This window comes from Fictibacillus phosphorivorans, from assembly GCF_001629705.1.
Taxonomy (GTDB): domain Bacteria; phylum Bacillota; class Bacilli; order Bacillales; family Fictibacillaceae; genus Fictibacillus; species Fictibacillus phosphorivorans_A.
Genome location: NZ_CP015378.1, coordinates 1 through 14,621, shown reverse-complemented (window position 1 = coordinate 14,621; position 14,621 = coordinate 1). Strand labels below are relative to the sequence as shown.

Sequence of the window (14,621 nt, the reverse complement as noted above, 5' to 3'; positions counted from 1 at the left end):
CTAAAGCTCCTTTCTTCGCTCTTCCTTTTCCTTCCTTTTACGATCGCGAAGTTTCTTGAAAAAGCTTGAAAGAATTCCACCGCACTCTTCACTCTTTACGCCTGCTACAATCTCACATTGGTGGTTAAACCGCTCTTCTTGTAAAAGGTTCATTAACGTTCCTGCACAGCCTCCTTTAGGATCAGCTGCTCCATATACAACACGACTAACTCTAGAGAGGACAATCGCGCCCGAACACATCGCACACGGTTCAAGCGTTACGTATAATGTTGCTCCTTCAAGTCGCCAAGCTTCCTTTTCTCTACAAGCCTGATCAATGGCTAAGAGCTCTGCATGAGCGATCGCCCTTTGTTCGGTTTCACGCAGATTATGAGCTCTTGCGATAATTTCATCCTCTATTACTAGAATAGCTCCAATCGGTACCTCGCCGATATCTGCTGCTTTTTGGGCTTCTTGTAGAGCAAGCTCCATGTAATATTCGTCTTTTTCTAAGATCTCCATACTTTTTCGCTCCAAAGTTTTAGTTGTAAGAGATTATACAAGAGGTTTTGCTAATAATAAAGAAAGGAATGGTTGTATAGACCAAAATCGTTACTTCTTTTATATAGATGAGATTAACTTACTAATAAAAGAACTTAAGCGAAAGAGAGGATTCGTTATGGAAAAACAACATCCGCACGGAAACGATAAAATACCGGTCGCTCTGCTTATTATTGACGTGATCAACGACTTTAATTTTCCCGAGGCGCCACTTTTGTTAAAAACGTCTGCACCGATCGCCGATAAAATTTATGATCTGAAAAAGCGAGCAAAAAATGAAAAGATTCCTGTTATTTATGTAAACGATAACTTTGGACAATGGCAATCAGATAAACACAAGCTTGTTGATTATTGCTCCACACAATCCGGTGGTGATTTCGTAAAAAGATTGCAGCCAGATGATGATGATTTCTTTGTCGTCAAACCAAAGCATTCTGGATTTTTCTCAACACCCTTATCTACTTTATTAAATGAGCTTGGTATCCAAACTTTAATCCTTTGCGGTGTAGCAGGTAATATATGTGTTCTCTTTACAGCAAACGACGCTTATATGAGAGGTTTTACACTTTATGCACCAGCTGATTGTTCCGCGTCTAATATAGAAGAAGATAACGAAAGAGCCTTAATTTTAATGGAAAAGACATTGAATGCTGATATCAGTAAGAGTGAAGACTTAGATTTAAGAGCAATCATCGATCAGGCAAATGAAAACAAACATAAAACGATGTATTAAATCGCATATTTACCATTAACTTTTTACCGATAATCTCACCACCTTTTCCAAACGTATGCTACAATATTCTTTGTCTGTAATTTTTCGTTTGTTATTTATAAGGGAGGAAAAGGAAGATGAGTTCAACCCCCTTTATCGCAGTTGAAGGGCCGATTGGCGTAGGGAAAACATCGCTCGCAAAAGCTATTGCTGAGCACTATAACTTTCAATTATTGAAAGAGATTGTAGAGGAGAATCCTTTTCTCGGAAAATTTTACGACAACATCGATGAGTGGAGTTTTCAAACCGAGATGTTCTTTCTTTGCAACAGGTATAAACAGCTTGAAGAGATTCAAGGACAGTATCTATCTAAACAGATTCCTGTCGTTTCTGATTATCATATCTTTAAGAACCGTATTTTTGCGGGTCGAACGCTAAAAGACGGTAATCTTCATAAATACATGCAGTGCTTTGACATCCTTACTGAGGATATGCCTGTGCCGAACGTGATCATCTATTTAAACGCTAGCCTCGATACGTTGCTGGACCGCGTGCGTAAGCGTGGACGTTTTATCGAGCAAAATATGGAGCCTGCGTACTTAGAACAGTTAGCTGAGGATTACGAGACGTTCATGACTGCCTTTAAAAAGCAGCACCCCGAAATTCCTGTACTCTCTTTTAACGGAGATGACTTAGATTTTGTTGCGTATGAAGCGGATAAAGAAAAGATCTTTTCCCTAATTGATGCAACTCTTAAAAAAGGAGAAGTTGCGCGATGAGTAAACTCATACAATACGGAATCCCAAACGATGCTGTCATTACAGTGGCAGGTATGGTAGGTGCGGGGAAATCTACATTTACGAATGCACTTGCAGAAAAACTAAAGTTTCGTACATCCATGGAAAAAGTGGATAACAACCCATACTTAGAAAACTTTTATCATGATTTTAAGCGTTGGAGCTTCCACCTGCAGATTTTCTTTTTAGCAGAACGCTTCAAAGAGCAAAAAAGAATGTTCGACTATGGTGGAGGATTTGTGCAAGATCGATCGATCTATGAAGACACGGGTATATTCGCTCGTATGCACTTTGATAAAGGCAACATGTCTGATGTAGATTACGAAACGTATACTCACCTGTTTGAAGCCATGGTCATGACACCATACTTCCCGCAGCCTGATTGCTTGATATACTTAGAAGGCTCTCTTGATGATATCTTAGCTCGTATCCAGAAACGCGGACGTAAGATGGAGCAAGAAACACCGGTCTCTTATTGGGAAGAGATGTACGATCGCTATGAAAAGTGGATCGCTTCTTTCAATTCTTGCCCTGTGCTTCGTGTGAACATCAATGATTACGATCTTCGCGATAATCCAGAGTCCATCGATCATATCGTAGAAAAGATCGCACAAAAGATTGAGGCGAAACGAGAAGTTCGCTTATAAACATAAAAAACCCCGGTTCTCATCCTTATGAGCTCCGGGGTTTTATTTTAATTTATTTCTTCATCCATTCTGGTTTTCCGAAGCCTTCGAATTCCTTATCGATCACTTCTTCAAACTCCTTCGATTCCACTACCTTCTTAATATCTTTCGCGAATGCAGAATCTACATCCTTCGTGTTCACCACAACACGGTTACGGTACGTGTCCGGCATGTTCTCTAGTTGAATCGCATCCAATAAGTCCATCTTTGCTGCGAGTGCAAAGTTACCAGGTACAGCTGCAACATCTGCACTTTGAACAGCACGAGGAAGCTGTGCCGCTTCTAATGGTTTGAACACAAGTTTCTTTGGATTGTCTTTCACATCTTTTTCAGATGCTGTCAGTTCGTTGATTCCCTCTTTGATGGTGATCAGTTTTGCATCTTCAAGCATGAGCAACGTGCGCGCTAAGTTGACCGGATCGTTCGGAATAGCGACAGTGCTGCCTTCTTTTATGTCCTTAACTGATTTGAATTTCTCAGAATAGAGGCCCATCGGTGCTGTTGGAACGATGATGACTTCTGACAGCTTTAAGTTCTTTTCTTTTGCGAAATTCTCCATGTACACTTTGTGCTGAAAAAGGTTAGCGTCTAGATCGCCTTTTGATAATGCCATGTTGGGTTGAATATAATCGCTGAATTCAATGACTTTTACTTTGTATCCTTTTTTCTCTAGTGAGGGTTTGATCGCTTTGTTGACCATGTCTGTGTATGGTCCTGCTGTTGCGCCAAGTGTTACTTCTTTATCTTTTGATGCATCTGATGAAGATGAGCATCCTGCTAGGCCGAAAGCTAGCAGTGCGGTTAGTAATGTAAGTATGATTTTTTTCATGTTGATCCCCTTTTTAAAATTGTTTTTGCAAATACATGATGTTTTTGTGAGTGGTTGATTTACGTTCCAGATGCTCCCTTTCCGGGGGGCGTGCGGTGAGCCTCCCTAGCGCTTTGCGCTGGCGGGGTCTCACCTGTCCCGCTGATCCCCCAGGAGTCTCGCATCTTGCACTCCAATCAACTTGCCCTTGAAGTCTTTTAAACCTAAACCTTTAAAGATGAATCTTTTCTCGTCTACCCTTTAGAAAAAAAATTATCTTTTATTTACAGCCTTTGCTGCACCGTCTCCGATGACTTGCATGAGCTGGACGATTACGATTAGTAGTATGACGGTTGTTAGCATGATCGTGTTGTCATAGCGATAGTAACCGAAGCGGATGGCGAAATCGCCGATTCCTCCTCCGCCGACGATGCCGGCCATGGCTGAATAGCCTAGCAAGCTGATGGCTGTGACTGTTATCGCTTGAACGATTCCTGGCTTCGCTTCTGGTAGAAGCACTTCACGGATGATCATCCATGGCGTAGCGCCTACTGCAACGGCCGCTTCAATCACGCCTTTATCGATCTCTCGTAATGACGTTTCTACGAGCCTTGCAAAGAATGGTATGGCTGCGACAGACAGTGAGACAGATGCTGCTGTTGGTCCGATCGTCGTTCCTGTGATCAGCTGAGTTAACGGTAATAAAGCGACTAATAAAATGATGAATGGCACAGAGCGGATCAAGTTCACAAGAATGCCCGCGATCTGTTTGATCCACGCATTCTCAAACAACAATCCTTTGTCGGTTATAAATAGGATGATTCCAAGCGGTAGGCCAACCACTAATGATACACCGAGTGATATAGCGACCATATATAGCGTTTCAAAGAATGCCTTATTCAGGTCTGGAAGGATGTTTAAAATAGAATCAAGCAACTTGTTTCACCACCTCAAGATTTTCTATGCGACTCTCAATATACGAGATCGCTCGCTTCACTTCAGCTTCTTCACCGACAAGTTCCATGATGAAGATACCAAGCGGTGTTTCCTGAATGTATTCGATTTTACCGTGAAGGATATTCCCTTTTACACGATAGTTTTGGAAAAGCTCAGAAACTACAGCTTCTTCTGCAATGGCTCCTTTAAACTGAATCTTGATCACTGTTCCTTTTCTGTTCTTAAGAAGAGGTTCTGGTAGATCCATCTGGATAACAGAGCTGATGAACGTTTTTGTGAGCTCTTTTTCTGGATTAGCAAATATGTTATACACATCACCCGACTCGATGATCTCTCCGTCCTGCATGATCGCCATTCGGTGGCAGATCTCTTTTACTACTTCCATCTCATGCGTAATCAGCACGATCGTAATGCCTAACTTTTTATTGATGGACTTTAGCAAGGAAAGAATCGATTTCGTCGTGTTCGGATCAAGAGCTGAAGTCGCTTCATCACAAAGCAATACCTTCGGATCGTTCGCAAGAGCTCTCGCAATACCAACACGCTGTTTCTGGCCACCACTCAGCTGTGAAGGGTACTGATCTTTTTGCTCCTCTAATCCCACCATTTTTAAAAGCTCATTTGTTTTCTCGTTGATTTCTTCTTTCGTTTTTCCTGCTGCTTTTAAAGCGAATGCGATGTTCTCAAAAACGGTCTTCGCACTGATCAAATAAAAATGCTGAAAGATCATGCCGATCTTCAGACGCTCCTCGCGCAACTCCTTTTTACCTAGTTTCGTAATCGGGATTCCATCAATTCTGATTTCTCCTGATGTTGGTTTTTCTAATAAGTTCAGACAGCGCAACAACGAACTCTTTCCAGCCCCGCTATATCCGACAATGCCAAAGATCTCGCCTTTATCGATCGTCAGTGAAACATTCTTTACCCCGACGATCTCTTTACCTTTTACTTTATATATTTTCGTAACGTCCTTGATTTTGATCATATGTCCTCCCCCTTACCATATAAAAAAGCCCTCTTCATTCCATGGAAGAGGGCGAATAAGTAATCATCGACTTATCTTCCAGAATGAATCATCATTCTGCAGGAAGTAGCACCGTTCCATTATGGAGGTTGCCGGACGTCATAGGGCCTGATCCCTCGGTCTCTCTGAATAAGCATTGCATTATTGAATTAAGTTATAGTTGTCATCATACGCCCTGTCTAAAAGTTCTGTCAATACTAAATTTTATCGCTTTAAAGTGGTAGCGCTTACATACATTGGTATGAATGGTTAAAATATTTTAGGGTTTTCTATCGGTGTTTTTGAAAGTTTTTGAAAAAGAAAAAAACAACAACAAAAAACCTCATCTGAGTTACTCAGATGAGGTTGAATATGTATATGGAGGAGGTAGAGGGATTCGAACCCCCGCGGGTCGTTAAACCCCTGTCGGTTTTCAAGACCGATCCCTTCAGCCGGACTTGGGTATACCTCCGTGTGACTGACAAGAACTATAATAACATGCTGTTAAATAAAGTGTCAACGGTTTTCAAAAACTTTTTTTGATTTTTTATATGAAAGTTTGTTTGTCTTTTTTGTAGGTACGATTTTACGGTACGTGTTCTTATATTTATTACACGTTCACCGCTAAAACTGTGTTTTCCACCTGAAACCTAAAGTTTTTCACCTGTAAATCCTACTTTATCACCGGTAATCGCCATCTTACCACCTGAAATCTTCTTACCACCACCGATACTAATACGTTTACACCCCGTAAACATATAAAAGCTGACTCTAAAGGTCCTTTGGGAACCATTTTTGAGTCAGCTTCTTCATTTGTTTACTTAATTACTTCTTTGTTGCCCATATAAGGACGCAGAACTTCTGGAATGACAACAGTGCCATCTTCTTGTTGGTAGTTCTCTAAGATAGCGGCTACTGTACGACCGATCGCAAGTCCAGATCCATTTAGCGTGTGTACGAATTCTGGCTTCCCTTTTGCATCACGACGGAAACGAATCTGTGCACGGCGAGCTTGGAAATCTTCAAAGTTAGAGCAAGAAGAAATCTCGCGGTACTCACCGTAACTTGGAAGGTATACTTCAATATCATATTTCTTCGCTGCTGTGAAGCCTAGATCAGCTGTACACATGCTCAGCACGCGGTATGGAAGGTTAAGCAGCTGAAGTACCTTTTCAGCATGTCCTGTAAGCTTCTCTAGCTCATCATAAGAATCCTCAGGTTTAACGAAGCGAACTAGTTCTACTTTGTTGAACTGATGCTGACGGATCAAACCGCGCGTGTCGCGTCCTGCAGATCCCGCTTCAGAACGGAAACAAGCGCTGTACGCTGCATACGTAATCGGAAGTTCATCAGCAGTTAGAATTTCTTCTCTGTGCATGTTTGTTACAGGAACTTCAGAAGTTGGAATCAAGAAATAGTCTTCTTCGCGAATTTTAAATGCGTCTTCTTCAAACTTTGGAAGTTGACCTGTTCCTGTCATGCTTTGACGGTTTACCATGTATGGAGGTAGCACCTCTGTATAGCCGTGCTCGTCTTCATGCAGATCCATCATGAAGTTAATAAGAGCACGCTCTAGGCGAGCACCTAATCCTTTATAAAAAGCGAAACGGCTGCCTGTCACTTTTGCTCCACGTTCGAAATCAACGATGTTCAGATCAGTCGCAATATCCCAGTGAGGTTTTGCTTCAAAAGCAAATTCAGGAACATCTCCCCAGTGACGTACAGGAACATTATCATCCTCAGTCTCACCGACAGGAACACTTTCATGCGGTATGTTAGGTAACGTCAGCATGATAGCGTGAAGGTCTTCTTCTACTTGACGAAGCTCATCGTCCATCGTCTTGATCTTATCGCCTACTTCACGCATCTCTGTGATCAGGTGGTCCGCGTCTTTTTTCTCACGCTTGAATTCTGCTACCTGCTTAGATACTTCATTACGCTTAGATTTAAGAGCTTCTGTTTCACCGATCAACTCACGGCGGCGCTGATCTAAGGCTTCGAATTTATCTAAACCAGATAGGTCTTCACCACGTGCAGATAACTTTTCTTTTACTTCTTCAAAATTGGCACGAACAAATTTTAAGTCTAACATGTTTATGTCCTCCTTTAGTTTATAAAAAATCACGGTTTTCGCTTACATGGTCACTCATGTTAGTAGTTGATTTCCGCTCCAGATTGCTCGCTTTCCACGGGGCGTGCGGTGAGCCTCCTAGCGCTTTGCGCCATTAGGAGTCGCGCATCTTGCGCTCCAATCAAAATGCATGGAAGGGAATTAAAAGATCAACATCAACACCAAAAAACTCCCGCCCGCTATCTCTAATAAAAATTAGAAATAGGGACGAGAGTTAACCCGCGTTGCCACCCTAATTGCAATAGAATTTCTATTGCCGGCTCGATTACATGTAACGGTTCTTCACCGGAAAAGCTTACTGAACGTTCAGCTCTTCACTCGAGGATGGATTCACAAAACACTTTGATCGGTTTTCACCAGCCACCGACTCTCTAAACAAAGTAATTTTTGCTACTAGTTCCTGTCATTGATTTTTTATAATGATTTTATAGTAATGTACAGCATTTTTGTATTTTATGCAACTACTTCTTTCGCCGATTGTACCATTTTTACAAAATATTGATGAAGTCGGTAGTCGTCAGTTAGCTCTGGATGGAAGGCTGCACAGAGGAAATGTCCTTGTTTAGCCGCTACGATTCGATCATTATGCTTCGATAGAATCTCTACTTCCGGCCCGACTTCAACGATAAACGGTGCTCGAATAAATACGCCTGTATACTCTTCTCCTACACCATGGATCATGAGATCTGCTTCAAAACTGTCCACCTGGCGTCCGAACGCATTACGCTCAACTGTCATATCGATCAGTTCAAGGTGTGCAGAATCTTGTCCTTGGATGCGTTTAGCCATCAAGATCAATCCTGCACACGTGCCGAAGACTGGTTTATTTTGAGCAAACTTCTTTAAAGGTTCTAGAAAATCATATTTATCGATCAATCGTCTCATCGCTGTACTCTCGCCGCCTGGTATCACTAAACCGTCTAAGTCTGATAGTTCAGCTATACGCTTTACCGCTACGGCTTCTGCTCCGCTTGCTTCAATCGCTGCTACATGCTCCCGTACCGCACCTTGTAAGGCTAATACTCCGATTTTCAGCATGGATTTACCAGCCTCGCTCCTGCATGCGCTCACCGTGAGCTAGCGTTGAGATGTCGATCCCTTTCATTGCCGTTCCGAGACCTTTAGATAGTTCAGCGATTAGTTTGTAATCTTGGTAGTGAGTTGTCGCTTCAACGATCGCACGAGCAAACTTTTCTGGGTTCTCAGACTTGAAGATTCCTGATCCGACGAATACGCCGTCAGCGCCAAGTTCCATCATAAGCGCTGCATCTGCTGGTGTTGCGATTCCGCCTGCTGCAAAGTTAACGACAGGCAGCTTGCCCGCTTTTTTAATTTGAAGAAGAACTTCGAATGGTGCACCTAAGTTCTTAGCTTCTGTCATCAACTCATCTTCGCTCATAGCAACTACTTTGCGAATCTGACCTTGAATCATTCTCATGTGGCGTACCGCCTCAACGATGTTACCTGTACCAGGCTCGCCTTTTGTACGAAGCATGGATGCACCTTCAGCGATACGGCGTGACGCTTCTCCAAGATCTCGTGCTCCGCATACGAAAGGAACTGTGTAATCGCTTTTCAATAAGTGGAAAACTTCATCCGCTGGAGTCAGTACTTCACTCTCATCGATATAGTCAACACCCATCGCTTCAAGAACACGCGCTTCAACGATATGTCCGATACGCGCCTTCGCCATTACGGGAATAGAAACAGCATTCAAAACTTCTTCTGTGATTGTAGGATCAGCCATACGCGCTACTCCACCTGCAGCACGAATATCTGAAGGAACACGCTCAAGTGCCATTACGGCTACCGCTCCTGCAGCTTCTGCTATACGAGCTTGCTCTGCGTTAACAACGTCCATGATGACGCCGCCTTTTTGCATTTCAGCCATTCCTCTTTTAACACGTTCAGTACCTGTTTTTAACATGCTTACTACCCCCTGAATTATATGTGTTATAACAACAATTTTCGGTTGTTTTAAGATAAAACTAGTATTCTCATCTATTTTATCGCAAATCAAAAAAAGCGCAAGCTCTCTATATTTTCAGAAAAAAAGAAGCTCCTCAGCAAATTGCTAAAGAACTTCTTGAATTCATATACGATTAGAACCAGCCTTTAACCATGTCAACGGCACCAGACCAAAGTCCGCCAAAGAATCCGCCAACACCGCGTAAAGCAAGAACGAACCAGTTCGCTTTTTCAACGGATTGAGTCGTTACTACTTCTGTCTTACCTTTTGTTTCTCCATTGAGTAGGTAGCCATAGTCTTCGCCGCTGCCTGTATACTCAACATTGATATGACCGACAACTTCACCTTTTTTAACAGGTGCTGTCAGTTCGCCTTCTTTTGTCATCTTCTTCTTATCCATAACAAATTTAGGCTTATAGTTTTCTTTCTCTCCTCTTTTAATCACCATAGAAAGAGGTTCTTTCGTAGCAACTTTCACTTCTTTTTCCTTACCTTTTACGACAGGAACTGTTTTGTTGCCTTTTACTTGATAGTTATCCGGTAAGATCTGCTCTTTTTCAAAGTTTGCAAATCCAAAATCAAATAGTTTCTTAGTTTCTTTAAATCGATCTAAACGAGTTCCTGTTTTCATAACAACTGAAATAAGGCGAGTATCTCCTTTTTTCACTGTCCCTGTAAAACAGTTACCTGCGATATCTGTAGATCCTGTTTTTAATCCGTCTACTCCCTCGTAGCCACTGTTAAGCTCAGGAAGCATCCAGTTCCAGTTCTCCATCTGAATTTCGTCATCTGTACCTTCACGGAATTTCAAACGTGGAACACTTGCCGTTTCTAATACTTCTGGATGATCGTTAAGTAAGCTGAACGCTAGAATAGCAGTAGCACGAGGACTCATCATGTTCTCGTCTGTTTCACTGCCAGAATTATGATTACCAAACAAGTCTTTATTGTTAAGGCCTGTTGAGTTTACGAAGTTGAAATCTTTCATGCCAAGTTCTTTAGCTTTGGCATTCATCTTTTTAACGAACTCACCTTCAGAGCCCGCAATTAGTTCTGATAATGCGATCGTTGCTCCATTAGCAGAATAGATCGCCATCGCTTGGTATAACTCACGAACTGTATATTTTTCATCTACACGTAATGGTACGTTTGATAACGTTCGGTTTTGAGAAATCTTATGGGCATATTCAGAAATACTTGTTTTCTGATCCCAAGATATCTTTTTCTTGTCAATGGCTTCTAGTAATAGGTATTCGGTCATCATCTTACTCATACTTGCAGGAGCGAGTAACTTATCAGCATTTTTCTGATATAATATTTTCCCCGTTTCTGCATCCACAAGTATAGCCCCTTCAGCTGCTACATCTAGAGACGGTGCCGCACTTGCTGACTTAGAAAATCCTAATAAACTCGTCGTAAAAAATGAAAAAATCAGTGTCACCACTAAAAGTTGTTTTATCTTGCTGTTCAAAAAACTGCACCTCCAAACCCATTTACACACAAAAGTTATTGTACCATACACATTTTCAAAAAAATAGACAGAGGTTATACCTCTGTCCTAAAAATGTGTCTTTAGACTGAATAATTTGGTGCTTCTTTAGTAATTTGAACTTGGTGCGGATGACTTTCACGAAGTCCAGCACCCGTAATTTTTACAAAACGGGAATCATTTTGAAGCTCATCGATCGTTGCTGTTCCACAATAACCCATACCTGAACGGATACCGCCTACTAACTGATAGATCGTATCAGCCAATGGTCCTTTGTAAGGTAATCGTCCTTCGATACCTTCTGGAACAAGCTTCTTATTATTTTCCTGGAAATAGCGGTCGCTGCTTCCTCGCTCCATCGCACCGACTGAACCCATACCGCGATACACTTTAAATTGACGTCCTTGGAAGATTTCACGCTCTCCTGGACTCTCAGATACACCAGCAAGCATACTGCCTAGCATAACAGCATGTCCGCCTGCTGCGATCGCTTTAACGATGTCTCCAGAGTATTTGATACCACCATCAGCGATGATTGGTACTCCATACTTCTTCGCTTCTGTAGCACAATCATAAACAGCCGTTACTTGTGGTACACCTACACCAGCAACAACACGTGTTGTACAGATCGAACCAGGTCCGATTCCTACTTTTACAACGCTTGCTCCCGCTTCGATCAGATCGCGAGTTGCCTCTGCCGTAGCAACGTTACCTGCGATGATCGTTAATTTCGGATATGCATCTCGTACTTCACGAACTTTTTGAAGAACCCCTTCAGAATGTCCATGAGCCGTGTCGATAACAATCGCATCTACACCTGCTTGTACTAACTTCTCTACACGAAGAAGCGCATCCTTCGTAACACCTACTGCAGCTCCTACTAACAAACGTCCTTGTGAGTCTTTTGCAGAGTTCGGGAACTCAATCACTTTCTCGATATCTTTAATGGTGATCAAGCCTTGTAGCGTACCTTCATCATCCACAAGTGGAAGCTTTTCGATCTTATATTGCTGAAGTGTTTTTTCAGCTTCTTTTAACGTAGTGCCGACTGGTGCAGTCACTAAGTTTTCTTTCGTCATTACATCTGAGATCTTGATGGAATAGTCCTGAACAAAACGGAGATCACGATTTGTTAGGATACCTACTAATTTTTTATCAGCATCTACGATCGGTACACCGCTGATACGATATTTACCCATCAAATGCTCAGCGTCAAATACTTGATGCTCAGGTGTTAGGTAGAACGGGTCTGTGATTACGCCACTTTCAGAACGTTTAACACGGTCGATCTGTTCTGCTTGTTCTTCAATAGACATGTTCTTGTGTACAATTCCTAAACCGCCTTGTCGTGCCATAGCGATTGCCATGTTTGCTTCTGTTACTGTGTCCATACCAGCACTGATGATCGGAATGTTCAATTGAACCGTATCAGATAACCTCGTTTTAATTGAAACATCACCAGGTAAAACTGACGATTTTGCTGGAATTAATAACACGTCATCAAAGGTTAAACCTTCTTTTGCAAACTTATCTTGCCACATACCTTAACCACCCCTTCAAATTTATCTTCCTGAAAAATATTATTTGTAGATTATCAACTGGGTAAACTAGTGTCAAGGAATACAAAATATGTTCGATTTTTCAAATAATTTACGAAGAGAGGAATGACGGAGAAATGATGACGCAACATGACCCTTGGGCTTTATTCGATATGTTCTTTTCCTCTCAAAAATCGCAGCAATTCTTGAGTAAACAATATCATCAACTAAACATGGATGACAGCAACGGCAAAAGCTTTGATAATACATATGGGTTTATTTACTATATCGAGCATGGAAAGAAATATTATAAACTCGCTGATCAAGCTCCTGTAGAGCTAAAGCCTGTACTCCTCTTTTACGGGATGACTCAGCTTATGAAAGCATGCATACTTTGTAGTGATCCTGGCTATCCCGATTCAAGCGCCGTTCTTGCACACGGACTCTCTACACGAAAAAGAAAGAAAAGAAGTTACGAGTTTCTATATGATGAAGTAAAAGTACAACGAACAGGTCTGTTTAATCATTTTTGTGAAAAAGTGTTTCACATGAAACATATTGAAGGAGAAAAGTTTACGATGGCGTCTCTTCTCCAAACCGTGCCAGAATTAAGTTCATTGTTTAAGCAAATGAACGGTGAGGTCCACCTTGTTAAGATGCATAAGGAAAATGAGTCAATCTTTCATCTTCCCAAGCATATTAACAATCATCTACATATGTCGTTAGAACGATTTAGTGAATATATGAACAGTTTGTTTCCTTCGAAGTTTTCTTTCGTTTTGAGTGGTAGTGACGATGAGATGCAGCTTGTCTTTGAGGCGAAGGAACCGTTACGACCCTTTGATTGCTTTCCGTTATCGTATCATCTTCAAGATAAGACCTATTACCTGCCTGTAAACCGAGATCTTCTACAATCTCCTACACTTAACGAATTTATGGTTCACTATGTGATTCTTTACAACTTAAGTATGTTAAGCAGATACGACACAGAATGGTGGAGCGAGCTTTTTCATACGTATTCATCAGAAGAATTACCCTATATCCAACAGTTCCTAAACATTACAGCTCAAAAGATCCCTTACCTTTTTGGTGTGATGCTGCAGATGAGGAATTGAGTGGCGGGTTTAGTTGTGAGGAATTGGCTGATATTTGATAGGGTGTTAGTAATAGTGTGTCGGTGTCGAAAATTCGATAAATAATTTTATCCGTGAAATTATGATGCTTATCTGTGAATATATAGAGAATTACCATGAATAAAATCACGATTACCGTGAAATTATGTGGGATTGGGTTGATGAGGAGAACTGATTAGTGGTTTTCAAGTGGAGATCAAGGGTGTTTTTTTTTGCGTTTTTGGCTTGGGTGATGGTTGATGGGAGGGCTTTTGGGATAATTTTTGGAGCTTTTGCTGAAGAATATCGCGTGTTGGAAGATGGCTGTGGCCATCTTCTTCCTGTTTTGAGGGTTTGAGATGAATTCGTGGATCAAACTGTTCTTTGAAGCATACGGTGTGGGGTATCTCCCTGCCCGAATTAAGTCTAGATGAAAAAAATTAAGTCGAAACGAGTGCCAATTAAGTCGGAACGAGCCTCAATTAAGTCAAAAACCGAAAATAAAGGCCATTCGCTAAATCTCGACAACCACTCCCCGCCTGAACTAATCTCTATCCCCCCCGAGCCTTCCTCACCTCAATCATTCATAAATCAGAAGTTTGGCAGCCGCCAAACCTCCTTATTTCTTTTTTAAAACACAAAAAAAGAAGATGGATTTTCATCCATCTTCCTCATTGCCTAGCGACGTCCTACTCTAACAGGGGGAAACCCCCAACTACCATCGGCGCTAAAGAGCTTAACTTCCGTGTTCGGTATGGGAACGGGTGTGACCTCTTTGCCATCATCACTAGACCTATCATGACGTTAACCATGATTTATAAAATTAGAGAGTATGTTCTCTCAAAACTAGATACGACGTTTCCAAACGTTATGCTTTTT

13 protein-coding genes, 1 tRNA gene, 1 rRNA gene, 1 riboswitch and 1 other annotated feature are annotated in these 14,621 nt (G+C 41.6%); of the genes, 4 read left to right on the top strand and 11 right to left on the bottom strand.

The annotated features are described in order from the left end of the window. A complete protein-coding gene (gene tadA / locus ABE65_RS00075) occupies nt 1-501 on the bottom strand; it encodes a tRNA adenosine(34) deaminase TadA (protein WP_066390450.1) in 501 nt (166 codons plus the stop codon). Between the two features lie 157 nt (nt 502-658). On the opposite strand from tadA, the gene ABE65_RS00070 reads away from it, so the two are divergent. The 3 genes from ABE65_RS00070 (at nt 659) to ABE65_RS00060 (ending at nt 2,696) form a co-directional block, all read left to right on the top strand. Further along, nucleotides 659-1,273: a cysteine hydrolase family protein gene (locus ABE65_RS00070; RefSeq protein ID WP_066390448.1), complete on the top strand. Its 615-nt coding sequence runs from the start codon at nt 659-661 to the stop codon at nt 1,271-1,273. 116 nt (nt 1,274-1,389) lie between these two features. Further along, entirely contained in the window at nt 1,390-2,031 is a 642-nt protein-coding gene (locus ABE65_RS00065) for a deoxynucleoside kinase (protein ID WP_066390445.1), read from the top strand. After that, nucleotides 2,028-2,696 carry a deoxynucleoside kinase gene (locus tag ABE65_RS00060; RefSeq protein ID WP_066390443.1) on the top strand — a complete coding sequence of 223 codons (669 nt, stop codon included), beginning with the start codon at nt 2,028-2,030 and terminating at the stop codon, nt 2,694-2,696. The genes ABE65_RS00065 and ABE65_RS00060 overlap by 4 nt, the downstream gene beginning before the upstream one ends. Nucleotides 2,697-2,748: 52 nt before the next feature. Here ABE65_RS00060 and ABE65_RS00055 read toward each other — a convergent pair whose 3' ends face one another. The 9 genes from ABE65_RS00055 to guaB form a co-directional block, all read right to left on the bottom strand. Then, a complete protein-coding gene (locus ABE65_RS00055) occupies nt 2,749-3,564 on the bottom strand; it encodes a MetQ/NlpA family ABC transporter substrate-binding protein (RefSeq protein WP_066390441.1) in 816 nt (271 codons plus the stop codon). Between the two features lie 252 nt (nt 3,565-3,816). Then, nucleotides 3,817-4,479, bottom strand: a complete 663-nt coding sequence (locus ABE65_RS00050; protein WP_066390439.1) for a methionine ABC transporter permease — start codon at nt 4,477-4,479, stop codon at nt 3,817-3,819. Beyond that, nucleotides 4,472-5,485, bottom strand: coding sequence for a methionine ABC transporter ATP-binding protein (locus tag ABE65_RS00045; protein ID WP_066390437.1), 1,014 nt, complete (start codon nt 5,483-5,485; stop codon nt 4,472-4,474). Before ABE65_RS00045 ends, ABE65_RS00050 begins: the two co-directional genes overlap by 8 nt. A gap of 68 nt (nt 5,486-5,553) precedes the next feature. Further along, nucleotides 5,554-5,660, bottom strand: a riboswitch (SAM riboswitch). A 222-nt stretch (nt 5,661-5,882) separates the two neighbouring features. Further along, nucleotides 5,883-5,975: transfer RNA gene (locus tag ABE65_RS00040), tRNA-Ser, on the bottom strand. Nucleotides 5,976-6,320: 345 nt separating this feature from the next. Further along, complete coding sequence (serS, locus tag ABE65_RS00035; RefSeq protein WP_066390435.1) at nt 6,321-7,595, bottom strand: serine--tRNA ligase; 1,275 nt, start codon at nt 7,593-7,595, stop codon at nt 6,321-6,323. A 239-nt stretch (nt 7,596-7,834) separates the two neighbouring features. Further along, nucleotides 7,835-8,050 (bottom strand) — a binding site (T-box leader). Nucleotides 8,051-8,087: 37 nt separating this feature from the next. After that, on the bottom strand, nt 8,088-8,672 hold the full coding sequence (gene pdxT / locus ABE65_RS00030) for a pyridoxal 5'-phosphate synthase glutaminase subunit PdxT (protein WP_066390431.1): 585 nt from the start codon (nt 8,670-8,672) through the stop codon (nt 8,088-8,090). A 4-nt stretch (nt 8,673-8,676) separates the two neighbouring features. Then, nucleotides 8,677-9,561 (bottom strand): pyridoxal 5'-phosphate synthase lyase subunit PdxS, encoded by an 885-nt coding sequence (pdxS, locus tag ABE65_RS00025; protein WP_066390422.1) that lies wholly within the window; start codon nt 9,559-9,561, stop codon nt 8,677-8,679. 175 nt (nt 9,562-9,736) lie between these two features. Further along, nucleotides 9,737-11,047, bottom strand: coding sequence for a D-alanyl-D-alanine carboxypeptidase family protein (locus ABE65_RS00020; protein ID WP_066399579.1), 1,311 nt, complete (start codon nt 11,045-11,047; stop codon nt 9,737-9,739). Nucleotides 11,048-11,175: 128 nt separating this feature from the next. After that, entirely contained in the window at nt 11,176-12,633 is a 1,458-nt protein-coding gene (gene guaB, locus ABE65_RS00015) for an IMP dehydrogenase (protein ID WP_066390420.1), read from the bottom strand. A 134-nt stretch (nt 12,634-12,767) separates the two neighbouring features. Here guaB and ABE65_RS00010 point away from each other — a divergent pair, with 134 nt between their 5' ends. After that, nucleotides 12,768-13,745, top strand: a complete 978-nt coding sequence (locus ABE65_RS00010) for a YaaC family protein (protein ID WP_066390419.1) — start codon at nt 12,768-12,770, stop codon at nt 13,743-13,745. Nucleotides 13,746-14,418: 673 nt separating this feature from the next. Here ABE65_RS00010 and rrf read toward each other — a convergent pair. Continuing rightward, nucleotides 14,419-14,534 (bottom strand): 5S ribosomal RNA (gene rrf, locus ABE65_RS00005). Between the last annotated feature and the right edge of the window lie 87 nt (nt 14,535-14,621).

Excerpts from the sequence above, each read along its gene's own strand:
- tadA (WP_066390450.1), bottom strand. The coding sequence starts at position 501 with ATGGAGATCTTAGAAAAAGACGAATATTACATGGAGCTTGCTCTACAA.
- ABE65_RS00010 (WP_066390419.1), top strand. The coding sequence starts at position 12,768 with ATGATGACGCAACATGACCCTTGGGCTTTATTCGATATGTTCTTTTCC.
- ABE65_RS00070 (WP_066390448.1), top strand. The coding sequence starts at position 659 with ATGGAAAAACAACATCCGCACGGAAACGATAAAATACCGGTCGCTCTG.
- guaB (WP_066390420.1), bottom strand. The coding sequence starts at position 12,633 with ATGTGGCAAGATAAGTTTGCAAAAGAAGGTTTAACCTTTGATGACGTG.
- pdxS (WP_066390422.1), bottom strand. The coding sequence starts at position 9,561 with ATGTTAAAAACAGGTACTGAACGTGTTAAAAGAGGAATGGCTGAAATG.
- serS (WP_066390435.1), bottom strand. The coding sequence starts at position 7,595 with ATGTTAGACTTAAAATTTGTTCGTGCCAATTTTGAAGAAGTAAAAGAA.
- pdxT (WP_066390431.1), bottom strand. The coding sequence starts at position 8,672 with ATGCTGAAAATCGGAGTATTAGCCTTACAAGGTGCGGTACGGGAGCAT.
- ABE65_RS00065 (WP_066390445.1), top strand. The coding sequence starts at position 1,390 with ATGAGTTCAACCCCCTTTATCGCAGTTGAAGGGCCGATTGGCGTAGGG.
- ABE65_RS00055 (WP_066390441.1), bottom strand. The coding sequence starts at position 3,564 with ATGAAAAAAATCATACTTACATTACTAACCGCACTGCTAGCTTTCGGC.
- ABE65_RS00045 (WP_066390437.1), bottom strand. The coding sequence starts at position 5,485 with ATGATCAAAATCAAGGACGTTACGAAAATATATAAAGTAAAAGGTAAA.
- ABE65_RS00060 (WP_066390443.1), top strand. The coding sequence starts at position 2,028 with ATGAGTAAACTCATACAATACGGAATCCCAAACGATGCTGTCATTACA.